This window comes from Streptomyces sp. NPDC025273 (assembly GCF_040638585.1).
Taxonomy (GTDB): Bacteria; Actinomycetota; Actinomycetes; order Streptomycetales; family Streptomycetaceae; genus Streptomyces; species Streptomyces cinereorectus.
Genome location: NZ_JBEZYP010000016.1, coordinates 49,970 through 73,327, shown reverse-complemented (window position 1 = coordinate 73,327; position 23,358 = coordinate 49,970). Strand labels below are relative to the sequence as shown.

The 23,358-nt window shown below is 73.0% G+C and carries 20 protein-coding genes and 1 pseudogene; 11 read left to right on the top strand and 10 right to left on the bottom strand.

From position 1 onward, the window contains the following. Nucleotides 1-490 precede the first annotated feature (490 nt). Nucleotides 491-1,531 (bottom strand): DUF3533 domain-containing protein, encoded by a 1,041-nt coding sequence (locus AB0F38_RS24245; RefSeq protein WP_361897085.1) that lies wholly within the window; start codon nucleotides 1,529-1,531, stop codon nucleotides 491-493. 168 nt (nucleotides 1,532-1,699) lie between these two features. Between AB0F38_RS24245 and AB0F38_RS24240 the strand changes: the two genes are divergently transcribed. From AB0F38_RS24240 to AB0F38_RS24230, 3 genes are all read left to right on the top strand, one after another. Next, on the top strand, nucleotides 1,700-5,179 hold the full coding sequence (locus AB0F38_RS24240) for a DNA polymerase III subunit alpha (RefSeq protein WP_361897082.1): 3,480 nt from the start codon (nucleotides 1,700-1,702) through the stop codon (nucleotides 5,177-5,179). Then, nucleotides 5,176-6,177 (top strand): hypothetical protein, encoded by a 1,002-nt coding sequence (locus AB0F38_RS24235; RefSeq protein ID WP_361897079.1) that lies wholly within the window; start codon nucleotides 5,176-5,178, stop codon nucleotides 6,175-6,177. The genes AB0F38_RS24240 and AB0F38_RS24235 overlap by 4 nt, the downstream gene beginning before the upstream one ends. Before the next feature lie 218 nt (nucleotides 6,178-6,395). Beyond that, nucleotides 6,396-7,292, top strand: a complete 897-nt coding sequence (locus tag AB0F38_RS24230) for an alpha/beta fold hydrolase (protein ID WP_361897077.1) — start codon at nucleotides 6,396-6,398, stop codon at nucleotides 7,290-7,292. A gap of 74 nt (nucleotides 7,293-7,366) precedes the next feature. Here AB0F38_RS24230 and AB0F38_RS24225 read toward each other — a convergent pair whose 3' ends face one another. Further along, entirely contained in the window at nucleotides 7,367-8,065 is a 699-nt protein-coding gene (locus AB0F38_RS24225) for a response regulator (protein WP_361897074.1), read from the bottom strand. Between the two features lie 131 nt (nucleotides 8,066-8,196). Here AB0F38_RS24225 and AB0F38_RS24220 point away from each other — a divergent pair, with 131 nt between their 5' ends. Genes AB0F38_RS24220 through AB0F38_RS24205 form a run of 4 tightly spaced genes read left to right on the top strand, consistent with a single transcriptional unit; the run spans nucleotide 8,197 to nucleotide 12,693 of the window. Further along, nucleotides 8,197-9,180, top strand: coding sequence for a tripartite tricarboxylate transporter substrate-binding protein (locus AB0F38_RS24220; RefSeq protein WP_361897071.1), 984 nt, complete (start codon nucleotides 8,197-8,199; stop codon nucleotides 9,178-9,180). Further along, nucleotides 9,177-9,689 carry a tripartite tricarboxylate transporter TctB family protein gene (locus AB0F38_RS24215; RefSeq protein ID WP_361897068.1) on the top strand — a complete coding sequence of 171 codons (513 nt, stop codon included), beginning with the start codon at nucleotides 9,177-9,179 and terminating at the stop codon, nucleotides 9,687-9,689. Before AB0F38_RS24220 ends, AB0F38_RS24215 begins: the two co-directional genes overlap by 4 nt. A 3-nt stretch (nucleotides 9,690-9,692) precedes the next feature. Next, nucleotides 9,693-11,180, top strand: a complete 1,488-nt coding sequence (locus tag AB0F38_RS24210; RefSeq protein ID WP_361897065.1) for a tripartite tricarboxylate transporter permease — start codon at nucleotides 9,693-9,695, stop codon at nucleotides 11,178-11,180. A 34-nt stretch (nucleotides 11,181-11,214) separates the two neighbouring features. After that, entirely contained in the window at nucleotides 11,215-12,693 is a 1,479-nt protein-coding gene (locus tag AB0F38_RS24205) for a trifunctional class I SAM-dependent methyltransferase/NUDIX hydrolase/VOC family protein (RefSeq protein WP_361897062.1), read from the top strand. Here AB0F38_RS24205 and AB0F38_RS24200 read toward each other — a convergent pair. Both AB0F38_RS24200 and AB0F38_RS24195 read right to left on the bottom strand, forming a co-directional pair. Next, a complete protein-coding gene (locus AB0F38_RS24200) occupies nucleotides 12,690-13,184 on the bottom strand; it encodes a DUF402 domain-containing protein (RefSeq protein WP_361897059.1) in 495 nt (164 codons plus the stop codon). The two genes, AB0F38_RS24205 and AB0F38_RS24200, sit on opposite strands and share 4 nt — an antisense overlap. Continuing rightward, complete coding sequence (locus AB0F38_RS24195) at nucleotides 13,165-14,085, bottom strand: GNAT family N-acetyltransferase (RefSeq protein ID WP_361897056.1); 921 nt, start codon at nucleotides 14,083-14,085, stop codon at nucleotides 13,165-13,167. Before AB0F38_RS24195 ends, AB0F38_RS24200 begins: the two co-directional genes overlap by 20 nt. 69 nt (nucleotides 14,086-14,154) lie before the next feature. Between AB0F38_RS24195 and AB0F38_RS24190 the strand changes: the two genes are divergently transcribed. Further along, nucleotides 14,155-14,529, top strand: coding sequence for a GntR family transcriptional regulator (locus AB0F38_RS24190; RefSeq protein ID WP_361897053.1), 375 nt, complete (start codon nucleotides 14,155-14,157; stop codon nucleotides 14,527-14,529). A gap of 50 nt (nucleotides 14,530-14,579) precedes the next feature. On the opposite strand, the gene AB0F38_RS24185 is transcribed toward AB0F38_RS24190, so the two are convergent. Next, complete coding sequence (locus AB0F38_RS24185) at nucleotides 14,580-15,683, bottom strand: DUF5925 domain-containing protein (RefSeq protein ID WP_361897050.1); 1,104 nt, start codon at nucleotides 15,681-15,683, stop codon at nucleotides 14,580-14,582. A gap of 299 nt (nucleotides 15,684-15,982) precedes the next feature. Here AB0F38_RS24185 and AB0F38_RS24180 point away from each other — a divergent pair, with 299 nt between their 5' ends. Beyond that, nucleotides 15,983-16,792 carry an SGNH/GDSL hydrolase family protein gene (locus AB0F38_RS24180; RefSeq protein WP_361897047.1) on the top strand — a complete coding sequence of 270 codons (810 nt, stop codon included), beginning with the start codon at nucleotides 15,983-15,985 and terminating at the stop codon, nucleotides 16,790-16,792. 344 nt (nucleotides 16,793-17,136) lie between these two features. Next, the gene (locus AB0F38_RS24175; protein ID WP_361897044.1) at nucleotides 17,137-17,400 is read left to right on the top strand and encodes a hypothetical protein; all 264 of its coding nucleotides are present in this window, start codon (nucleotides 17,137-17,139) and stop codon (nucleotides 17,398-17,400) included. Nucleotides 17,401-17,412: 12 nt separating this feature from the next. On the opposite strand, the gene AB0F38_RS24170 is transcribed toward AB0F38_RS24175, so the two are convergent. From AB0F38_RS24170 to AB0F38_RS24160, 3 genes are all read right to left on the bottom strand, one after another. Continuing rightward, entirely contained in the window at nucleotides 17,413-18,645 is a 1,233-nt protein-coding gene (locus AB0F38_RS24170; RefSeq protein WP_361897041.1) for a CaiB/BaiF CoA-transferase family protein, read from the bottom strand. A gap of 34 nt (nucleotides 18,646-18,679) precedes the next feature. Then, complete coding sequence (locus AB0F38_RS24165; RefSeq protein ID WP_361897284.1) at nucleotides 18,680-19,435, bottom strand: ABC transporter permease; 756 nt, start codon at nucleotides 19,433-19,435, stop codon at nucleotides 18,680-18,682. Nucleotides 19,436-19,509: 74 nt separating this feature from the next. Further along, entirely contained in the window at nucleotides 19,510-20,478 is a 969-nt protein-coding gene (locus AB0F38_RS24160) for an ATP-binding cassette domain-containing protein (RefSeq protein ID WP_361897038.1), read from the bottom strand. A 63-nt stretch (nucleotides 20,479-20,541) separates the two neighbouring features. Here AB0F38_RS24160 and AB0F38_RS24155 point away from each other — a divergent pair, with 63 nt between their 5' ends. Continuing rightward, nucleotides 20,542-21,252, top strand: coding sequence for a TetR/AcrR family transcriptional regulator (locus tag AB0F38_RS24155; protein ID WP_361897035.1), 711 nt, complete (start codon nucleotides 20,542-20,544; stop codon nucleotides 21,250-21,252). A 27-nt stretch (nucleotides 21,253-21,279) separates the two neighbouring features. Here the strand turns inward: AB0F38_RS24155 and AB0F38_RS24150 are convergent. Next, a pseudogene (locus tag AB0F38_RS24150) lies at nucleotides 21,280-22,439 on the bottom strand (type ISP restriction/modification enzyme). Nucleotides 22,440-22,551: 112 nt separating this feature from the next. Continuing rightward, nucleotides 22,552-23,328 (bottom strand): GntR family transcriptional regulator, encoded by a 777-nt coding sequence (locus AB0F38_RS24145; protein ID WP_361897032.1) that lies wholly within the window; start codon nucleotides 23,326-23,328, stop codon nucleotides 22,552-22,554. Nucleotides 23,329-23,358 lie beyond the last annotated feature (30 nt).

The window sequence follows — 23,358 nt, the reverse complement described above, 5'->3', positions numbered from 1 at the left end:
TACGCCGGGCAAACGGATTACCGCCTGAGACAAGGCATGACAAGACGCCCCGACGCTACAAGGCGCTCCTCCCAACAGGCCGTGTGGACCGGCAACTTGACAGGAAGTGGCCACTCGGGCCGGAGGGCGGTCGGCACCGACATCCGAGTCCGGGGCATCGGCCGCACGACTGGTGGCGACCGCGAGGCCGAGGCCGTCTCGCCCGCCCGCTGCCCATGGCCGTGCGCCACGCGGCTCCACACCTCCCGTCGCGGGGGCGGATCCGGACGCCCGGGTGTTCCGCCACGCCTCCGGCGTCAGCTTCGTCACGGTCGAGGACGCGGTCGCCGTCCGGCTCACGCTCGGGGTGGCTGGGGCGGGATTCTCACACGTGGCCACCTTGTCGGGGGCCCTGGTGCGTGGCGGGGACGCGCCGCAGCGGGCCGCCGAGCACATCGTGGAGTCGCGGCGCCGAGGAGCGCTCCGGCCGCTCCCAGGGTGAGGGTCCCCCTCAGGCGTGCTTCGACCCGCCGTCCCCTGCCGCCGCTTCCGTCGCCTCGTCCGGCCGCCGTCGCATCGCGGTCAGCAGGGTGACGGTGGTGCCGACGGCCGCCCAGGCGGAGAGCACCAGCAGGGGGCCGGTGACCGCGTTGCCCTTGAAGTAGGCGATCGAACGGGCCGTCCAGGTGCCCGCGCCCGGCGGCAGCGCGGGGCCGATCGCCCGCCAGAAGTCCGGCAGCATCGGGAGCGGGAAGGCGCCGCCGGCGCTCGGGTTGCCCGCGATCACGATGATCAGGACGGCCAGGCCGATACCGATGACGCCGGTGAGCGCCTGCAGGGCGAGCGTGATCATGCCGACTGCGAAGACGACCAGGGTGCCCAGCCCCGTCAGTGCCCACACACTGCCCGGGAGCGCGCCCAGGACCGGCCCGACGATGACCGCGCCACCGGCCCCGCCCGCGATCGAGTACAGCGCCATGACACCGGTCCGGATCAGTGCGCGCTGCCGGTCGGCGGGCCTGGCGCCCGCGCTGATGGCCAGGATCGAGGCGCAGAGGTAGCCGCCGACGCACCAGCCCACGACCAGGTAGAACGACGAGAGGCCGTCGAAGTCCTGCGCGGAGGCCGGGGCCACGTCCACGGCTCGCACCGTGCGCCGCTGGGACGCCTCCGTCCTCGTGATGATCCGGGTCAGGGAGTCGGCCAGGGCGGTGCCGCCGCCGGAGGCGACGAGCAGGGTGTCGGTGGTTCCCCCGGAGCTGACGATCAGGGCGCCGTCGAGGTCACGGTTCAGGACCTGCTCGCGGGCCTCGGCCGCGCTGCCGACCGCGCGCGGGTCCAGTGGACCGCCGGGGAGATCTCCCAGCCGGGTCACGAGCTGTGCGGACACCTGCCGCGGGGCCACGACCCCGAAGGGGACGTCGGTCGGGTAAGGCCTGTGCAGCGCCCCGACGTAGGACGCGATGAACAGCAGCTGCAGTCCGAGCACGCCGATGACGAGCAGGGCGGCCCGTGGGGTGACGGCGTTCCTCACTTCGCGGGCGAAAGTCATGCCCCCACGGTCCGGGCGGGACGCCCTTCACGCAGGCCGGACGGGGCCGATTGGCGGAGGTGAGGGGCGGTGGGCCGGCCCGGCTCCGGTTATCGTACGAACGTTCGAAACTTGGTCTATGGTGGAGAGCGAGGGGGTGGCGAGTACAGATCGGTCCAGGAGGTGCGGATGCCAGGCTTCACGCATCTGCGTACCGTTTCCGGGTTCTCCCTGCGGTACGGGGCCTCGCACCCGGAGCGGCTGGCCGAGCGTGCCGTCGAGCGGGGGATGGACGCCCTCGCGCTGACCGACCGCGACACCCTCGCCGGTGCGGTCCGCTTCGCCCGGGCCTGCGAGAAGGCCGGGATCCGCCCGCTCTTCGGGGTGGAGCTCGCGGTGGCGCGGCGTACGGGAGCGGGAGGGCCCACGCACCGGCTGCGCGCACCGGTGCGCGGCGGTGCCTTCGTCGATGAATCCGCACCCCGGGTCACCTTCCTCGCGCGGGACGGCGCACGGGGCTGGGCCGAGCTCTGCCGACTGGTCACCACGGCCCACGCCGCTCCTCCCGGTCAAGGCCGGCCCCCGGTCACCGCCGCTGCCGGCGATCCGGGGCAGCCCCTGCTCGACCGGTCCGCCCTGCCCGCCGACGGGCTCACCGTGCTGCTCGGCCCCGCCTCCGAGGTCGGCGCGGCGCTGGCCGCCGGCCGCCCCGACCGGGCCGCCGCGCTGCTCGCCCCCTGGCGGGAGATCTACGGCGACGACCTGCGCCTCGAAGCCGTCCACCACGGCCGTGAGGGCACCGGCCCCGGATCGCTGCGGCTCGCCGCCCGTACCGTCGGCTTCGCCGCCGAGCAGGGGGTGCGCGCCGTACTGACCAACGCCGTGCGGTACGCCGACCCCGGGCAGGGGCCGGTCGCCGATGTGCTCGACTCGGCCCGCAGGCTCGTCCCCGTCGACCCGCGCCGCTCCCCCCTCGACACCGGGGAGCGCTGGCTCAAGGACGCCCGCGCGATGCGGGAGACCGCCGAGCGGATCACCTCCGCCGCGGGGCTCGGAAGGGACGCGGGGGAGCGGCTGCTCGCGGAGACCCGGCGCACCGCCGACGCCTGCCGCGTCGACCCGGCGGACGACCTGGGCCTGGGCAGCGTCCACTTCCCCGAACCGCATCTCGTCGGCGCGGCCCACCGCACCGCCCAGCGGGTACTGGCCTCCCGCGCCGCCGCCGGCATGGTGCTGCGCGGTCTCGACGGCAGGCGTGCCTACTGGGAGCGGATGCACCACGAGCTGGACATCATCGCCCACCACGGCTTCGCCTCGTACTTCCTGACGGTCGCTCGGGTGGTGGACGACGTGAAGGAGATGGGCATACGGGTGGCCGCGCGCGGATCCGGCGCGGGATCCCTGGTCAACCACCTCCTGGGGATCGCCCACGCCGACCCGGTCGAACACGGCCTGCTCATGGAACGCTTCCTGTCCGAGCGACGCTTCGTGCTGCCCGACATCGACATCGACGTGGAGTCGGCCCGCCGCCTCGACGTCTACCGCGCGATCATCGGGCGCTTCGGTGCCGAGCGGGTCGCGACCGTCTCCATGCCCGAGACCTACCGGGTGCGCCACGCCATCCGGGACGTCGGCGCCGCGCTCTCCATGGACCCGGCCGAGACCGACCGGCTCGCCAAGGCCTTCCCGCACATCCGGGCCAGGGACGCCCGTGCCGCGATGGAGGAGCTGCCCGAACTGCGCGAGGTGGCCGGGCGCAAGGAGGAGTACGGCCGGCTCTGGGACCTGGTGGAGGCACTGGACGCCCTGCCGCGCGGCATCGCCATGCACCCGTGCGGGGTACTCCTCTCGGACGACTCCCTGCTGCGGCGTACGCCCGTGATGCCCACCAGCGGCGAGGGCTTCCCGATGGCGCAGTTCGACAAGGACGACGTGGAGCACCTCGGGCTGCTCAAACTCGATGTGCTCGGCGTACGGATGCAGTCGGCGATGGCACACGCGGTCACCGAGCTGAAGCGGGCCTCGGGGCAGGAGCTCGACCTGGACGCCGTACCGCCGGGCGACCCGGAGACGTACCGGCTGATCAGGAGCACCGAGACGCTGGGCTGCTTCCAGATCGAGTCGCCGGGCCAGCGCGACCTGGTCGGCCGGCTCCAGCCCGCCACCTTCCACGACCTGGTCGTCGACATCTCGCTGTTCCGCCCCGGGCCCGTCGCCGCCGACATGGTGCGGCCGTTCATCGAGGCCAGGCACGGACGGGCACCCGTCCGCTACCCGCACCCCGACCTGGAGGGGCCGCTGCGCGACACCTACGGGGTGGTCGTCTTCCACGAACAGATCATCGAGATGGTGGACATCATGACCGGCTGCGGCCGTGGTGAGGCCGACCGCGTGCGGCGCGGGCTCTCCGACCCCGAGTCGCAGGGCCGGATCAGGATCTGGTTCGCCCGGCGGGCCGCGGAGAGGGGGTACGACACCGACGTGATCGCCCGGACCTGGGAGATCGTCGAGGCATTCGGCAGCTACGGGTTCTGCAAGGCGCACGCGGTCGCCTTCGCCGTACCGACGTACCAGTCGGCATGGCTCAAGGCACACCACCCGGCGGCCTTCTACGCCGGGCTGCTCACCCACGACCCCGGGATGTACCCGAAGCGGCTGCTGCTCGCGGACGCGCGGCGGCGCGGGGTGCCGGTGCTGCCGCTGGACGTGAACCGGTCGGCGGCGGCCCATCGGATCGAACTGGTGTCTGATGATGGGGTGTGGGGGCTACGGCTGGCCCTCTCGGACGTCCATGGGATCAGCGAGGCCGAGGTCGCCCGGATCGAGGCCGGGCAGCCCTACTCCTCGCTGCTCGACTTCTGGCAGCGGGCCAGGCCGGGAAGGCCCGCCGCGGAACGGCTGGCCCAGGTCGGTGCGCTGGACGCCTTCGGCGCCAACCGCCGGGACCTGCTGTTGCACCTGTCCGAACTCCACCGCGCCCAGCGCGGCTCCGGGGCCAGGGGGAACGGTGCACAGCTCCCGCTCGGTGACGGGCGGCGGACCGGCACCATCGGCCTGCCCGACCTCAACGAAGCCGAACGCCTCAGCGCCGAGCTCGGCGTCCTCAGCATGGATGTGTCCCATCATCTGATGGACGATCACCACGCCTTCCTGGAGGAGCTGGGCGCGGTCTCGGCCAAGCGGCTGCGGGAGGCCGGGCACGGCGAGACCGTGCTGGTCGCGGGCGCCAAGGCGGCCACCCAGACCCCGCCGGTCCGCTCCGGGCGACGGGTCATCTTCACCACTCTGGACGACGGTACGGGCCTGGTCGACCTGGCCTTCTTCGACGACAGCCACGCCGCCTGCGCCCATACCGTCTTCCACTCCTGGCTGCTGCTGGTGCGCGGAGTCGTCCAGCGGCGCGGCCCGCGCAGCATGAGCGTGGTGGGGGCGGCGGCCTGGAATCTGGCGGAACTGGCGGAGCTGCGGCGGACCGGCGGACTCGACGCGGTCGCGGCCCGGCTGGCGGAGGTGCCCGCTCCCGGTGAGGAGGAGGCCTCCGGCGACGGCCGCCGGATCCAGCTGCCGACCGGCTACGAGATGAACCCCTGGTCCGACCTCCGGCCCGCCGGGGAAGGGGCGCCCACCGGAAGGAAACTGTGGCACCGGAGCCCGGGGAGCGCGGGATGAGCGACGAACAGCCGGCCGTCCTGTGCCTGCGCTTTTGCCGGATCGGCGGCGGCCCGCCGGACAGTGCCGCCTACGAGGGCCTGCTCGCACTCCTCGGCGCGTTCACCCCGGTCGTCGAGGCCGCGCCGCCCGACGGCGCGCTCGCCGATGTCGGCGGTGCGCTGCGCTACTTCGGGCAGGACACGACGGGGCTGGCCTCGGTGATCCGGGTCCGCGCACTCGCCCTGCACGGCGTGGACTGTGCGATCGGGGCGGCGGAGAATCCCATGCTGGCCCGGATGGCCGCGCGGCGGGCGGCGCCCGGGACGACCTTCGTGGTGCCCGCCGGCGGGGCCGCGGGATTCCTCGCGGCCCAACCCGCCGCCGCGCTGGACGGTGTGGGGACGGCGACCGCGCGCACCCTGTGCGGATACGGGCTCGACTCCGTCGGCCGGATCGCCGCCGCACCGCTCGCCACGCTGCAGCGGATCACCGGGGTACGGACCGGGCGCGACCTGTGGGAACGGGCGAACGGTGTCGACCGCACGAAGGTCCTGCCGAACGCCGCCGCCCGCTCGGCCGCCGCCGAACACTCCTTCCCCCGCGACGAGCTGGACCCGGAGCAGCACCGCCGCGCGCTCCTCTCGCTCACCGAGGAACTGGGGGCGAGACTGCGCGGTGAGGGGCAGGTGTGCCGTTCGCTCGCGGTCTCGGTGCGGTACGCGGGCCGGACCGGCTACGAGACGCTGACCCGCAGCCGTACGCTCCAGGAGCCCACCGCCCACTCGGCGGCGCTCACCTCGCTCGCGTACCGGATCCAGGACTCGTTCGGACTGCAGCGGGCGCGGGTGCGGGGGATCGCGCTGCGGGCGGAGGGACTGCACGACGCGGAACGCGCCTCCCGCCAGCTCACCTTCGACCCGGTGGACGAGCGGGCGCGGCGGATCGAGGCGGTCTCCGACACGCTGCGGGCCCGGTTCGGTCCGCAGGCCGTGAAGCCGGGGAGGCTCGCGGCCTGACGGCCGTCCCAGTTTTTACCGACGCGTAACTTCCCGCGCGACCTTACCGGCGCGTAATTTGGCATGAGCACACAAAACTGCCGCTCGCGGAACGGCGGCACACGGAACCACCGCGCACAGGACCACCCCGCACCGAGACATCAGCACATTCGACTTGTGGTCCGGACCACAGGGCGCACCCACATCGCAACTCCCTTGAGCCGCAAGGAGACCACACGATGCTGCCCTGGACCCGTGCCTCACGCACCCCACGCACTCGCCGCACGCTCGCCGCACTGCTCCTCGCCGTCGCCGCACTCGCCACCCCCACGGCGACCGCGGCCGCGGCCACCCCCACCGTGGAAGCCACCGCGTCGTCCCGCGGCTGGAACGACTACTCCTGCAAGCCCTCCGCGGCCCACCCGCGCCCGGTCGTCCTGGTCCACGGAACCTTCGGGAACTCGATCGACAACTGGCTCGTCCTCGCGCCGTACCTCGTCAACCGGGGCTACTGCGTCTTCTCGCTCGACTACGGTCAGCTCCCCGGCGTGCCCCTCTTCAACGGCCTGGGACCGATCGACAAGTCGGCCGAACAGCTCGACGCGTTCGTCGACAAGGTGCTCGGTGCCACCGGAACCACGAAGGCGGACATCGTCGGCCACTCCCAGGGCGGCATGATGCCCCACTACTACCTGAAGTTCCTCGGCGGCGCCGACAAGGTGAACGCGCTGATCGGGATCGCCCCCGACAACCACGGCACGACGCTCCTGGGCCTCACCGGGCTGCTGCCGTACTTCCCCGGCATCGGGGACCTCCTCACGACGAACACCCCCGGCCTCGCCGACCAGATCGCCGGATCCCCCTTCATGACCAAGCTCAACGCGGGCGGGGACACCGTTCCCGGGGTCCGCTACACCGTCATCGCGACCCGGTACGACGAGGTCGTCACCCCGTACCGCACGCAGTACCTGGACGGACCGAACGTACGCAACGTCCTGCTCCAGGACCTGTGCCCGGTCGACCTGTCCGAGCACGTGGCGATCGGGACCATCGACCGGATCGCCTTCCACGAGGTCGAGAACGCCCTCGACCCGGCGCACGCCACCCCGACCACCTGCGCCTCGGTGATCGGCTGAGACGTGCCGGGTCCCCTGCGCGGAGCGACGCACAGGGGACCCGGCCGCGGTGAACGTGCAGGGCCGGCCGGCCGTCAGGACACCGCCCGGTAGCGACGCTCCGGCCGCCCCGTCCCCCCGTACCGCAGCGAGACCTCGGCCCGTCCCGTCCCCGCGAAGTACTCGAGGTAGCGGCGGGCGCTGACGCGGGACAGGGCGCCCGCCTCCGCGCACTCGGAGGCCGACAGACCGGCCGGGTGGTCGCGCAGGATGCGCTCCACCAGGCCGGCGGTGCGGGCGGCGAGGCCCTTGGGGAGTTCGCGTGAGCCAGGGGGGCGGGTGCCGAAGATGCGGTCCACGTCCTCCTGGCGGGCCTCCTGACGGGCCTCGTCGAGCGCGTCCAGACGGTTGCGCAGCGAGGCCACGTGCTGCAGCTGCTCCTCCAGCGCCGAGCGGTGGAACGGCTTGATCAGATAGTGCAGGGCACCGGCGCGCAGCGCCGCCCTGACCACCCCCGCGTCACGCGCCGCCGTGATGAACAGCGCGTCCGCGCTGCGGGTGTCCCCGTCCCGCTCCTCCGCCGCGCGCAGCTCCCGCAGCACGGCGATGCCGTCCATGTCGGGCAGAAAGATGTCGAGCAGGACCAGATCGGGGCGCAGCCGACGGGCCGCGCGCAGGGCGTCGGCACCGCTGTGTGCCACGCCGACGACCGTGAAACCGTCCATCGCGGACACATAGCGGCTGTGCAGCTTCGCGACCATGAAGTCGTCGTCCACCACCAGCACTTTCGTCACGCCGACACGGTAGGTCGCGACCGCAACGACCACAACGTCCATTGATTCCGGAACGGAGACAGCCGGTCGGCGCGCGGGCAGCATGTGGGCCACCTCACACCCGTCCACGCATGGCCGAAAGGTGGCACCCGGTGCGATTGCGCACTCCACTCGCCCTGTTCGGGGCGGCGCTGCTGGTGGTCGTGGGACCACCGCTGCTCTCCGCGGGCAGCGACTCCGACACCGGCACGCAGATCCCCGGACTACGCTTCATGGTCCCCAACACACCCGGCGGCGGGTACGACATCACGGCGCGCACCGCCGCGAAGAACGCCGAGGACGCCGGGCTCACCCACAGCATCGAGGTCTTCAACCTGCCCGGCGCGGGCGGCACCGTCGGGGTGACCCGGCTGGCCGGCGAACACGGCAACGGCAAGCTCGCCATGTCCATGGGCCTCGGGGTCGTGGGCGCCGTCCACACCAACAAGTCGCCCAAGACCCTTGCCGACACGACCCCGATCGCCCGGCTCACCGAGGAGCAGGACATCGTCGTCGTCGCCAAGGACTCCCCGTACAGAACCATCGACCAGCTGCTCACCGCCTGGAAGAAGGACCCGGGCCGCATCCCCGTCGGCGGTGGCTCCGCGCCCGGCGGGCCCGACCATCTGGCCCCCATGCTGATGGCGAAGGCCGCCGGCATCGCCCCCGGAGAGGTCAACTACATCCCCTTCGACGGCGGCGGCGAACTGCTCGCGTCCATCCTCGGGAACAAGGTCGGCTTCGGCGTCTCCGGCGTCGGCGAGTACCTGGACCAGATCCGGGCCGGGGAGCTGCGACTGCTCGCCGTCACCGGTCCGAAGCGGGTCCCGGGTCTCGACGCGCCCACCCTCCGCGAGGCCGGGCTGGACACCGACTTCACCAACTGGCGCGGCATCGTCGCCCCGCCGGGCCTCTCCGACGCCGAACGGGACAAGCTCGTCTCACTGGTGCGGGGGCTGCACGCCTCGAAGCAGTGGCAGGACTCCATGAAGAGGAACGGCTGGGACGACGCGTTCCTCACCGGTGACGCCTTCGGCGACTTCCTGGAGGACCAGGACCACCGGGTCGCCACGGTGCTGAAGGAGCTGGGACTGTGACCGCGCCCGCTCCCGCCCGCTCCTGGCTGCGCGAGCACTCCGAACTCGGCGTCTGCGTCCTGCTGTTCGTCCTGGGCGCCCTGGTCCTCACCGACGCCCTCACGATGGACGTGGACCTCACCCAGCGCGGGCCCGTCGGCCCGAGGACCGTCCCGGTCGCCGTCGGGACCGGGCTGCTCGTCGTCGCCGTGCTCCTCGCCGTCGACGTGCTGCGCGGCGGCCGTGGCGAAGCGGAAGCGGGCGAGGACGTCGACCTCGCCGAACCGGCCGACCGGCGGACCGTCGCCCTGCTCACCGGGGTCTTCCTCGCCTTCGCCGTCCTCATCGGCCCGCTCGGCTTCCCCGTCTCCGGCGCACTGCTCTTCTGGGGCTGCGCGTACGCGCTCGGCAGCCGTCACCTCGACCGTGACCCGCTCATCGCGGCGGGCCTCTCGCTCGCCACCTACTTCGTCTTCGACCGCCTGCTCGGGGTTCCCCTCCCCGGCGGCCCGCTGATGGGGGTGCTCTGACCGATGGATTCCCTCAACTCCCTCATCGACGGCTTCGGCACGGCACTCACACCCGTCAATCTGCTCTGGGCCGCGCTCGGCGTCCTGCTCGGCACGGCGATCGGGGTGCTCCCCGGCATCGGGCCGGCCATGGCCGTCGCGCTGCTGCTGCCGGTGACGTACGGACTCGAACCGACCGGGGCCTTCATCATGTTCGCCGGGATCTACTACGGGGCGATGTTCGGCGGCTCCACCACGTCCATCCTCCTCAACACCCCGGGGGAGAGCGCGGCCGTGGTCGCCGCGATCGAGGGCAACCCGATGGCGAAGGCCGGACGTGGCGCGCAGGCCCTGGCCGCCGCGGCCATCGGCCACTTCGCCGGCGGCATGATCGGCACGATCCTGCTGGTCGTCCTCGCCCCCACCGTCGCCTCGCTCGCCGTCGGCATCGGTGCCCCGGACTACTTCGCGATCATGGTGCTGGCCTTCATCGCCGTCACCTCCGTCCTCGGCTCCTCACGGATCCGCGGCCTCGCCTCGCTCCTCATCGGGCTCACCATCGGCCTCGTCGGCCTGGACGGGATGACCGGCCAGCAGCGCCTGACCTTCGGCTCGCTCCAACTGGCCGACGGCATCGACGTGGTGATCGTCGCGGTCGGGCTCTTCGCCATCGGTGAGGCCCTGTGGGTCGCCGCCCATCTGCGCCGCTCCACCGGTGAGCCGATCCCCGTCGGCCGCCCCTGGCTCGACAGGGCGGACGTCCGCCGCACCTGGAAGTCCTGGCTGCGCGGGCCGTTCATCGGCTTCCCGTTCGGTGCCGTGCCCGCGGGCGGCGCGGAGATCCCCACGTTCCTCTCGTACGTCACCGAGAAGCGGCTCTCCAAGCACCGCGACGAGTTCGGCAAGGGTGCCATCGAGGGCGTCGCCGGCCCGGAGTCGGCGGCCTCGGCCTCCGCCGCGGGGACCCTCGTCTCCATGCTCACCCTCGGGCTGCCCACGACCGCCGTCGCCGCCGTGATGCTGGCGGCCTTCCAGCAGTACGGAATCCAGCCGGGCCCGCTCCTGTTCGAGCGCGAACCCGAACTGGTCTGGGGCCTGATCGCCTCGCTCTTCGTCGGCATGGTGCTGCTCCTCGCGCTCAACCTGCCCCTGGCACCGCTGTGGGCGAAGCTGCTGCGGATCCCGCGCCCCTACCTCTACGCGGGCATCCTGTTCTTCGCCGCCGTCGGCGCGTACGCGGTCGGCGGGGAGGCCGTCGACCTGGTGATCCTGCTGGTCATCGGGCTGATCGGCTTCGGGATGCGGCGGTACGGGCTGCCGGTGCTTCCGGCGGTCATCGCCGTCATCCTCGGCCCGGCCGCCGAACAGCAGCTGCGCCGCGCCCTGCAGATCAGCGACGGCAGTGTGACGGGTCTGGTCGACACCCCGTTCTCCGTGACGGTGTACGCGATCGTCCTGCTGATCCTGGCCTGGCCGCTGGTGAGGAAGCTGGTGGTGCGCCACAGGTCCTGACGGATTGTCGGTGGCGGCTGAGAGGATCGTTCCCATGACCACGACCGACTGGGACGCCGCCGCCGACTCGTTCGACGAGGAGCCCGACCACGGGCTCCTCGACCCCGTCGTCCGCGACGCCTGGGCGCGGCGGATGGAGACGTGGCTGCCCGCGGCGTGCTCCGAGGTCCTCGACCTCGGGTGCGGCACGGGCAGCCTGGCGCTGCTGGTCGCCGGCCAGGGCCACCGGGTCACCGCCGTCGACCGGTCGCCGCGCATGGCCGAGCGGGCGCGGGCCAAGCTCGCCGGGACGGGCGCCGAGGTGCTCGTCGGCGACGCGGACCACCCGCCCGTCGGGACACGGCGGTTCGACGTGATCCTGGCCCGGCACGTGGTGTGGCTGCTCCCCGACCCGGTGGCCGCCCTGCGCGGCTGGTTCGGCCTGCTGAAGCCCGGCGGGCGGCTGGTGCTGATCGAAGGGGTGTGGGGCGGGGTCGGACTGTCCGCGGCCCGCCTCACCGGGCTGCTCACCCCGCACACGGAGCGCATCCACCACGAGCCGCTCTCCGGCGACCCCCGGCTCTGGGGCAGGGAGGTCGACGACGAGCGGTACGCCCTGGTGGCCCGCGCCGAGCCGGCCCACCGGCACGCGGAGGTGGTCGACGTCCACCTGCTGCTGCGCCGGGGCACCGACGTGCTGCTCGGCCGCCGGGCGGGCACCGGATACGCGGACGGGCTGCTCCACGCACCCTCCGGCCATGTGGAGGACGGCGAGGACGTCCGGGAGGCGATGATCCGGGAGGCCGCCGAGGAGACCGGCGTCGTGCTGGACCCGGACGAGCTCCGGGTAGCCCTGGTCATGCAGCACCGGGGGCCCGGCGGCAGCCCCAGGACGGGCTGGTTCTTCGAGGCGGCGTACGACCCGCAGCGCCCGCCCCGCAACGCCGAGCCGGAGAAGTGCTCCGAGCTCGGCTGGTTCCCGCTGCACGCGCTCCCGGACGACATCGTGGCGTACTGCCGTGCGGGACTCGACGGCTACCGCGCGGGGGAGCGCTTCCTGCTCCACTGGCACGAGGACGGCGACCCGGTCGCCCACGCACCGGACGGGATACGGCGTGCCGTCCCGTTGCCGGTGGCCGCGGCCCCCACCGGCGGGGTGCACCACATCGAGCTGTGGGTGCCCGATCTCGCGGAGGCCGAGTCGGACTGGGGCTGGCTGCTGGGCGAGCTGGGCCATGTCCCGTACCAGCGCTGGGCGCGGGGCCGCAGCTGGCGGCGCGGTGACAGCTATGTGGTGGTCGAACAGTCACCGGACCTGACCGGCGCCACACACGACAGGCGGCTCCCCGGCGTCAACCACCTGGCGTTCCACGTCCGGGACCACGAGACGCTCGACGCGCTGGTGCACCGCGCCCCCGAGCACGGCTGGCGGCTGCTCCTGACCGGCCGGCGTCCGTACACCGGCGGCAGCGGGCCCCACGCGGTGTACCTGGAGAACGCGGCGGGGTACGAGGTGGAGCTGGTCGTGCCCTAACGGAGGAGGTCCGCCAGGCCCCCTGTGCGGGCCAGGTGTTCCAGCTCGTCCAGGGCCCGTACGGCCGCCTGTGCCGCCACCGGGTCCCGGCCGGCCAGGCCGCTCTCCTCGAACTCGTCCTCGTCCAGCCGCAGCACGGACGAGCCGTCCGCCGACACCCACAGGTCGAGATCCAGGTCCTCGACCAGGAGTTCGGAGTTTCGCAGGACGGCGGGCCGGGTGATGTCGCAGTACCAGCCCTTGAGCTCCCCGCCGCCGGTGCGGACCTCCTTCACCGCGTACCACCGGTCGCGCCAGTAGTGCTCGGTGAAGACATCGCCCGGCTCGAACCGTACGAAGCCGAAGTCCCGGGTGTGCGGCGCGGCCCAGGGGGCCCGGACCGTGACGCGGGTGCCGTCCTCGTGGACGAGGCCGGCCGGGTACCGGATCTTGGTGCTGCCCGCCTTGACCAGGGTGACGAACAGCGCGCTCTCAGGCGAGACGGTGGACATGCCGTACCTCCGTCGCACAGATCGTGTAGCCGAACCAGTGGTTGATCGCCAGCATCGGACCGTTCCCCGCGTCGTTGCCGGTGTAGGCGTCCGTGTATCCGGCGGCCCGCGCCCGGTGCAGCGAGTCGTTCTTCGCGAGCTTGGCCAGACCCCGGCCCCGGAAGGCGCGCCGCGTACCGGTCATGCCCGACGAGTAGCGGGTCAGACCGTCGGTCTCGGCCACGCTGAACGCCGCCACGTGCCCCTCCACCACCACGACCGAGGTGAGCCCGTGGTCGAACCCGGGCCTGCCCCAGGTCGTCCTCAGCCAGTCCTCGTAGTCGGCCAGTTCGGACGGGGTGTCGCTCGGCTCGTCCGAGGTCGTCTCGGCGTCCGCCTCGAACAGCGGGCGCGGATCGCCCTCGAAGTCGGCCGCGGTGAGCAACTCCACGCCGGCCGGAACCTCCTGGAGCGGCGGCAGCGTGCACTTCGTCAGATCCAGATGGAGGAAGTGGGCCGTACGGCTCGCCACATAGCCGCGCCTCTCGGCGAACGCGCGGTGGGCCGGCCCGTCGAGCACCCAGGTGTGGACGGCGACCGCGCCGACGCCGGCCAGATACTCCTCGGCGGTCCGCACCAGGAGCGAGCCCGCCCCGCGCCCCACCTTGTCCGGATGGGTGTAGGGATTGCAGAACCCCTGGCCCGGTTCCGGGGTCTCGTAGGCGATGCCGACCTGGGCGGTGCCGATCACCTCGCCGTCCTCCTCCGCGACCAGCAGCCGGAACCGCTTGTCGGGATGTGCGTCGGCCAGGTCACGCCGCACCTGCTCCGGGGTCGTCACCATGCAGGGCAGCGCGGCACGGCGCACCCGTACCCAGGCCTCCGCGTCGGAGGGCAGGAAGTCACGCACGATCACCGTCATGAGCCGGACGGTACGCGGGCGACCCGGCCGGTCGCCTCCGAATTTCCGGCGGTGGGGGAGAATCGGCCCGTGACCCTGAAGATCGCCATTGATCCGGACTCCGCCACGGCTCCGTACGAGCAGCTGCGCACCCAGCTCTCCGAACAGGCCCGCTCCGGCGCCCTGCCCGTAGGCCACCGGCTCCCGACGGTACGCGGCCTCGCCGAGGACCTGGGCCTCGCCGCCAACACCGTCGCCAAGGCCTACCGGGCGCTGGAGGCCGACGGGGTCATCGAGACCCGCGGCCGCAACGGCACGTTCGTCGCCGCCGCGGGCGACGCGGCCGCGCGCAGGGCGGCCACGGCCGCCCAGGCGTACGCAGGGGAGGCCAGGCGCCTCGGCCTGTCCAGGGCCGAAGCCCTCTCCCTGGCCGAGGACGCGGTGCGGGCGGCCTACGAGGGCTAGCAAGGCCCCCGGGACGAACGGGTTGTGGCGCTCAGCGGGTGCTCAGGTGCTCAGAGGTACAGCCCCGCGTCCGCCCCCGCGTCCTGCTTCGGCACGGACGCGGGACCGTTGCCCCGCCGCAGCGCGTACAGCTCGGCGAGCGTCGCGCCCTCGCGGCCGAGCCCTTCCTCCGTGCCCAGCCAGGACACCGACTCGGCGCGGGTCAGTGAACCCACCTCGATCCGGGCCAGACAACGGCCGGGGCGCACGACCGCCGGGTGCAGCCGCTCCAGGTCCTCGTTGGTCGTCACCCCCACCAGTACGTTGCGGCCCTGGCCCAGCAGACCGTCCGTCAGGTTCAGCAGCCGGGACAGCGCCTGGCCGGCCGTGTGCCTGGCCTCGCCGCGGATCAGCTCGTCGCAGTCCTCCAGGAGCAGCAGCCGCCACCGGCCCTTCGCCGATCCGTCGTCCTCGCCGATGGCGATGTCCATCAGATAGCCGACGTCGTTGAAGAGCCGCTCCGGGTCCAGCACGCAGTCGACCTGGCACCAGTCCCGCCACGACCGGGCGAGGGTGCGCAGCGCGGAGGTCTTGCCGGTGCCGGGAGGGCCGTGCAGCAGGAGCAGCCGGCCGGCGATGTCGTCCGGGGTGACCTTCATCAGCCGGTCCAGGGCACCGGCCACCGGAGCCGTGTAGTTGGCGCGGACCTCGTCCCACGCACCGGCGGCGATCTGCCGGGTGGTGCGGTGCGGCCCCCGGCGCGGGGAGACGTACCAGAAGCCCATCGTCACGTTGTCGGGCTGCGGCTCCGGTTCGTCCCGGGCGCCGTCCGTGGCCTCGGCCAGCACCTTCTCGGCCAGCTCGGAGGTGGTGGCGGTGACCGTGACGTCGGCGCCCCTGTTCCACCGCGAGATCAGCAGCGTCCATCCGTCGCCCTCGGCGAGCGTGGCACTGCGGTCGTCGTCACGGGCGGCCCGCAGCACCCTGGCCGCCGCCGGCAGCAGGGTCGCCCCCGACCGCACACGGTCGAGGGAGGAACTGTGCGAGTACGGCTGCTCGCCCGTCGCGAAGCGGCCCAGGAACAGCGCGTCCACGACGTCGGACGGCGAATCGCTGTCGTCGACATTGAGCCGGATCGGCAGGGCGGACTCGGGGTTGGCAGACATGGCGCCCATGATCCGTCACGGCGGCACCCCGCGCACCCAGGTTTCACGAGCCCGCGCGTGCCGCCCCTGCGGCTCGCGCGGCCCGGCCGGAAGTGCCCGCGCCCCTGTCCGGACCGGCCCCGCCTCATGCGTGCGGATCCGCGTCGGTGACCTCGCCCCCGGGGCGCCGAATGCCCGACTCCTACGTGACGGACCGTCAGGAATGTTGCAGGCAGGTCCTTCTGGAAGATTCTTGGCATGGACACTTCCGGAATTGCCGGTGGGGCTGCTACCACGGAGTAGGCAGAGATCCTGCCCAAGGAGGTTCCATGAAAATGTCCAGACTCGTGGCGTTCTCGTCCTCTCTGCTCCTCGGTACCGTTCTCGCCCTGACGGGTGCGGGCGTCGCCAACGCCGAGGAATCCGTACAGGCGGTCGACTACGTGGCGCTCGGCGACTCGTACTCCTCCGGTGTCGGAGCCGGCAGCTACGACAGTGCCAGCGGCGACTGCAAGCGCAGCACCCGGGCCTACCCCGCCCTCTGGGCCGCGGCCAACGCGCCCGCCTCGTTCGCCTTCACCGCGTGCTCGGGAGCCAGGACCGGCGATGTCACGACCGGTCAGCTCGGCCCGCTCAGCTCCTCCACCGACCTCGTCTCGATCTCCATCGGCGGCAACGACGCGGGCTTCGCCGATGTCATGACCACCTGTGTCCTGCAGTCCGAGGCCACCTGCCTGAGCCGGATCGCCACCGCCCGCGGCTACGTCGACTCGACCCTCCCCGGCAAGCTGGACTCGGTGTACGGGGCGATCAGTGCCAAGGCACCCGCCGCCCACGTCGTCGTCCTCGGATACCCCCGCTTCTACAAGCTCGGCGGCAGCTGCCTCGCCGGACTGAGCGAGAAGGAACGCTCCGCCATCAACGACGCGTCCGACTACCTCAACGCGGCCACCGCCAAGCGGGCCGCCGACCACGGCTTCACCTTCGGCGACGTCACCCCCGCCTTCACCGGGCACGAGATCTGCTCGGGCAGCGCCTGGCTGCACAGCGTGAACTGGCTCAACATCGGCGAGTCCTACCATCCCACCGCGGCCGGACAGTCGGGCGGCTACCTCCCCGTCCTCGACGCGAAGGCCTGATCGCACCCGCGCACGCACCGCCCGCACGCGTACAGCCCGCGTCCGTACCGCGCAGCCGTCCGCGGGGGAGGGGGCCCCGTCGCCCGGGGTCTCCTCCCGTACGCCGGGCATCCGGCCGTCGCCCGGCACGGTGCGCACGGTGGTCCTCCGTCAGCGGCGGCGCGCGGTGCGGACGGATCCACGCCATGTCGGCACAGCCCGGCCCGGAACCGGCCGCGTTCGGTAACGGCACGTCAACCTCCGTGCACGTGTGGGCAATCCTGGGCCGGGATACACGAGTTCCGTCGCGGGACGATAGGGTTGACCTGCCCGGGCCGGGTGCCCTCGTACGGGTGGGGAGTGACATGGAACAGATAACGATGCGCAGCAGGCCGCGCGTGCCTGCCATCACGTGTGGGAGCAGTGCGACCAGTTCGCGCCTCGACCGCCATCTCGCGGTGCTGGGCGGCCCTGCCGTTCCGCAGCGCGAGTCCGCGGAAGCGACGCTGCTGATGCTCGAGCTGACCTCGCGCGACGTCGCGCACACCCGCAGGAGCAGGAGCGCGCGTGTCTCGCTCTTCGCGCCGCTGCGGCGACTGCGACGCTCGCTCCTCGGCAGCCGCCACTGATCCCACGGCCCGTCACGACCGGTCCGGCCCACCGCTCGGGGCCGAATCCGAGATCACTCCGTCCCGGCGCAGTGCTGCCGTCTGTTCGTCCGTCATCCCCAGGGCCCGCAGCGTTGCGCCGGTGTGTTCACCCAGCGCCGGTACGGCACCCATCGGCGTCTGCGCCCCGCCCGGCAGCGTGATCGGGGGCAGCAGTGCCCGCAGCGGACCCACCGACGAGTCCACCTCCCGCCACCGGTCCCGTGCGGCCAACTGGGGATGGGCCGCCACATCGGCGACCGTGTTCAGCCGGGCGCAGGCGATTCCCGCCGCCTCCAGCCGGGCCAGCGCCTCCTCGCCGGTCAGTCCGGCGAGCGCCTCGCCCACCACGGCGTCGGTCCGCTCCCGGTTCGCCGTCCGTGCCGTGTTCGTCGCGAAGTCCGGATCGTCGGCCAGCCCGGGCAGCTCCAGCACCCGCTCCGTGAGCCGACGCCACTCCCGGTCGTTCTGCACGGAGAGCAGCAGCTGTTCTCCGTCCGCGGTGCGGTACGCGTCGTACGGGGCGATGACCGCGTGCGCGAGTCCCGTGCGTACCGGGGTCCCCCCTCCGTGCATCCCGTGGTGCAGCGGATGCCCCATCCACTCGGCCAGCGAGTCCAGCATCGAGACCTCCACCGCCCCGCCCCGCCCCGTGTTCGCGCGCCGCAGCAGTGCCGCGAGGACCCCGGAGAAGGCGTACATCGCCGCCGCGATGTCGGCGGCCGGCACACCCGCCTTCACCGGCTGCTCCGGGGTGCCGGTGACCGACACCAGGCCCGCTTCGCACTGGACGAGCATGTCGTACGCCCGCTTGTGCGCGTACGGCCCGCCGGCACCGTAGCCGGAGATGTCCACGGCCACCAGGCGGGGGTGCGCGGCGCACAGGGTGGCCGCGTCGAGACCGAGCCGCGCGGCCGCGCCCTGCGCCAGGTTCTGCACGAACACATCGGCGTCCGCGACGAGCCGGCGCACCAGGTCCAGGCCGCGCGGGTCCTTGAGGTCGATCGCGACGGACTCCTTGCCGCGGTTGCACCAGACGAAGTGCGAGGCGAGCCCGCGCGCCGTGGTGTCGTAGCCGCGGGCGAAGTCGCCGCCGTCCGGACGCTCGATCTTGATGACCCGTGCGCCCAGGTCGGCGAGCTGCCGCGTGGCGAAGGGGGCGGCGACGGCCTGTTCGACGGCGACGACGGTGACGCCGTCCAGGGGGAGGGGCTGCGTGCTGCTCATGAGCACCGTGCTTACCGTGTGGGCGGCACCTTTGTCACGCCCTGCCGCCGCGGGCGTACCGCCGCACCGTCAGCGGGACGAACACCGCGAGCAGGAGTGCCGCCCACGCCAGCGTTCCGGCGACGGGATGTGCGGACGGCCAGGCCGCGTCCGCCGCCGGTGCCGCGTTGCCGAAGCGGTCGCGGGTGGCCGCGGCCAGGGCGCTGATCGGATTCCACTCGGCGAGCGTGCGCAGCCAGCCAGGCAGGTCGTCCGTCGGGATGTACGCGCTGGAGAGCAGCGGAAGGATGAACGTCGCGCTGCCGAGCTGGCCCGCCGCCTCCTCGTTGCGGATCAGCAGACCGAGCCAGTAGCCCGCCCAGGACGTGGCGAACCGGAAGAGCAGCAGCAACCCGAACGCTGCCAGGGCGCCGGCGGCGCCGCCCTCGATCCGCCAGCCCGCCGCGAGTCCGACGAGCATCAGGGGAACCAGGCCGGCCGCGGTGGTCAGCACCTCGGCGGCTGTGGAGCCGAGCGGCACCGCGGCCCGGCTCATCGGCAGCGTACGGAAGCGGTCCATCACCCCGCGGTCGCAGTCCTGCGCCGCCTGGAACATGCCGGTCATCAGGCCGTTGGCGGCCGTCGCCGCGAGGAGACCGGGCACCAGGAAGGCACGGTACTGCTGACCGGGCACCGCCAGCGCGCTGCCGAAGACGTAGCCGAAGAACAGCAGCATGGTGATCGGCATGGTCTGGGTCAGGATCAGGACGCCGGGCGCGGCCTTGATCTTCCGCAGGTGACGGCCGGTCATCGCCAGCCCGTCGGCGATCAGGGTGCCGCCCGTGGCGGGCGCCGGGCTCCGCTCGTGGACCAGGATGGTGGTGCTCATGCTGCCGGCTCCTTCGCTGTGCGGACGTCTCCCCGGCCGGTCAGCCGGAGGAAGGCCTCGTCGAGGGTGGGCGGACGCAGGCTCGCGTCGATCAGGGGGACCCCCGCCGCGTCCAGTTCACGGACGATGCGTGGCAGGGTCAGGGTGGGGTCGGCGGCGACGGCGCCGACGGTGCGGTGCTCGGGGTCGAGCACCGGCTCGGCCCCGGTCAGCTGGTCGAGCACCGCAGCCGCGGCCCCGAGCGCCGACGTGTCGGCGACGACGACCTCCGCGTAACCGCCGATGAGCGCCTTCAGCCCGGCGGGGGTGCCGCGGTGTGCGGCCCGGCCCCGGTCGATGAGCACGATGTCGTCGGCCAGCTGGTCGGCCTCCTCCAGGTACTGCGTGGTCAGCAGGACCGTGGTGCCCCGCCCCGCAAGCTCGCGCACGGCGGCCCAGATCTGGTTGCGGCTCTGCGGGTCGAGTCCTGTCGTGGGCTCGTCGAGGAAGAGCACCCGCGGGCGGGTGAGCAGCCCCGCGGCGAGGTCCAGACGGCGGCGCATGCCCCCGGAGTAGGTACGGGCGGGCCGGTCGGCGGCCTCGGTCAGCTCGAAGCGTTCCAGGAGCTCGTCGGCGCGTGCGTGGCCCGCCGCGCCCCGGAAGCGGAGCAGCCGCGCGAAGAGCCGAAGATTCTGCCGTCCGGAGAGCTCCCCGTCGATCGAGGTGCTCTGTCCGGTGACGCCGATCGCCGCGCGCACCGCCGCCGCCTCCCGGACCACGTCGTGACCGGCGACCCGGGCGCTTCCGCCGTCGGGGGCCGTCAGCGTGGTGAGCACGCGGACGGCGGTGCTCTTGCCCGCGCCGTTGGGTCCCAGCACCCCGCAGACGGTGCCCTCGGCGACGGCGAGATCGAGTCCGCGCAGGGCGTGGACGCCTCCGTATCGCTTCTCCAGACCTTCACTAAGTACGGCGTACGTAGTTGTCATGGGCCCACCGTAGCGCACTACGTACGGTGTACGTAACTACGATGGTGGGTGAGGTGGTGATCGATGGTGGGGCGACCCGCTGTACCCGAAGTGATCTGGGCACGCCCCGAGCGTGCGGGGCGCGGGCCGAAGCCCGCGTTCAGCCGTGCCGACATCGCGGCGGCCGCCGTGCGGCTCGCCGACGCGGAGGGCCTCGACGCGGTGTCGATGCGCAAGGTGGCGGCCGAGCTCGGCTGCGGCACGATGTCGCTCTACAACTACGTCCCACGCAAGGAGGACCTGTACGAGCTGATGTTCGACGCGGTCAGCTCCGAGTACGACCTGCCGGAGAAGCCCTCCGGCGACTGGCGGGCCGACATCCTGGCCCTGGCGCACCAGGCGCGCGCGATGATGCACCGTCACACCTGGGTGCCGCGGCTGATGTCCCCCGTCTACGGATTCAGCCCGAATACGCTGGCCTACATCGAGTACACCCTCAGCTGCCTGGACGGGTTCGACGCCCCGTTCGGCGAGAAGATGGAACTCATCGCCATGGTCAACGGTGTGATCACCACCTATGTGGCCAACGAGATCGCCACGGCGGAACGCGGCCGCTCGCTCCCCTGGTCCGAGGAGCAGGAGCAGGAGATCCGCACGCGCTATCTGATCAGCCAGATCGCGACCGGGAGGTATCCCCGCATGGCGGCCGGATTCGCCGAGGACCCCGGACCGATCGACCTGGAAGGGGTCTTCGACCGCGCACTGGGCCGCGTGCTGGACTCGTTCGACGGGTAGCCGCACGAAGCCGCCGCTCCCGGCAGGTCACAGCAGGGCGAACTGGCCCTCCGGGCCCTCCTCGTGGTGGTCCAGCACGGAGGCGGGCCGCCGGGCCGAAGCGGGGACGGGCAGCACCCCGGCCGCGCGCAACCCGTCCCGTGTCAGCCCCGGAGCCTCATCCAGCCGGTTCCGCAACGCCTCCTGCCGGGGCGCCAGTTCGTCGAGCAGGGCCAGGACGGTGATCAGTTCGAGCAGCTCCGAGGTCCACTCCTGCGGCCAGCCGCGCGGGCGCAGCGCAGTCAGCCCCTCTGCCTCGGCCGGCCTGGTACGGCGCCCGAACCAGAGCTCCAGCATCCGCACCCCGTTCACCCGGAACTCCCAGGCCCCGGCGGGGACGGGGGAGACGCGGCCGGTGCCGAGGGACAGCGTCCCGGACCCGGGGTCGTAGTCCAGCCCTTCGGGCCGCGGCGGGATCGCCGCCCGCACATACGGCCGACGGCCGCCCGGCAGCCGCGGGCGCTCCCCGCCGCGCGTGCCGCGCAGCTGCACCCGCAGCACCTCCCGGCCCAGCGCCACCCCCTGCGCCCACAGGGCGCCGTCCGCCGGCAGCGGTACGACGGGCCCGGACGGGGAGGGGCGGCCAGCGCCCAGGCCAGCAGGGACTCCGCGCCGCCGGGGTCCCCGTACCGCGCGTGCAGGAGTCCGGGCAGGCCCGGTGCGAGATTGGGTTCCTGCGCGCCCGGCCGCCGGTAGAGCGGCCGTATCCGGCCGGGGCGGCCCGCCGGTGAGTGCCCGTCGGGCAGCAGCCCCGTCACGGACAGGGCGGGCCCGCCGCCCTGCGGCACGTACCCGTGCTCGACGGCGAACAGCTGGTGCGCGTCGGCGACCCGCCACAGCTCGGGGCGGGCCGCGTCGAGCAGCCGGTGGTCGGGGATCAGCCAGTGCTCGTCGAAGGGGCCGTGCATGATCCGTACCGGATCGGGATACGGCCCCGGGTCCCTGGCGAAGCCGCCCGTCCCGGTGGACCGGCCCGGCAGCGCGGCGGCCGCGGTCTGCGGTGTACGGGAGCGGCTGGGCCGGAACAGGCGCTCCTGCTCGACGCCCTCCGCCTCCACCAGCAGGTCCCAACGGGCCCGCAGGGAGGCCGCGTCCGGGGCGGTCACCCAGGGGCGGCCCGTCCTCAGGGGCCGTACGGACCACGGCATGAGGTCGTCCAGCACCGGGGGTGCCGCGCCCCCGGCCGCCACCTGTGCTGCCACCGTGTCGTCCTCCCCGCCGCCCCCGGCATCGTAACGGCGGGCGGTGGTGGCGGGGTTGTCAGTGCGCGTCCACCGTCACGGAGAAGGAGAAGCGGTCCCCGCGGTACCGGATCCGCGCCACGTCCACCACCCGGCCGTCCTCGTCGTACGTCACGCCCGTGTAGTGCAGGATCGGGCTCAGCAGCGGGACCTGGAGAAGCTCGGCCGTGGCCGGGTCGGCGAGCCGGGCCTCCACGGTGTCGGTGATCCGGGAGATCCGCACGCCGACGGCGTCGCGCAGCACCTTGGTCATCGGCCACCGCTCCAGATCGGCCACGTCGAGCAGGGCCGCGATCTCGGGACGCACCGCGTTCTCCGCCCAGTTGGTGGGCTCACCGGTGTCGTCGTCGCAGCGCAGCCGCCGGTAGCTGACCACCTCGGGGCAGTCCGGGAAGAACTCGGCGAGATCCCCCGGGACGGGGACCGGACCGTGGCCGAGGACGGTCGTCCGCTCGCCCGACTGCTGGGCGACGATCGCGTCGATCGAACCCAGCAGCCGGACCGGCGACACCCGCCGGGCGCGCGGCTCGATGAACGTGCCGCGCCGCCGGTGCCTGCTGATCAGGCCCTCCGTCTCCAGCTCCTTGAGGGCCTGGCGCATGGTGAGGACGCTGACGCCGTAGTGCACGGCGAGCTGCTCCTCGGTCGGCAGCCGGGGCGAGGCGGTCTGGGGGCGGCCCAGTATGGAGGCCCGCAGCGACTGCGAGACCTGATACCACAGGGGCAGCTTCCGGTTCAGCACGAGGGAGTCCGGGGCGAAGGCGGGCTTGTGCCGCACCTCGTTCACCTGATCCATCCGGTTCACCTGGACTTCCTGCGCCGGGCG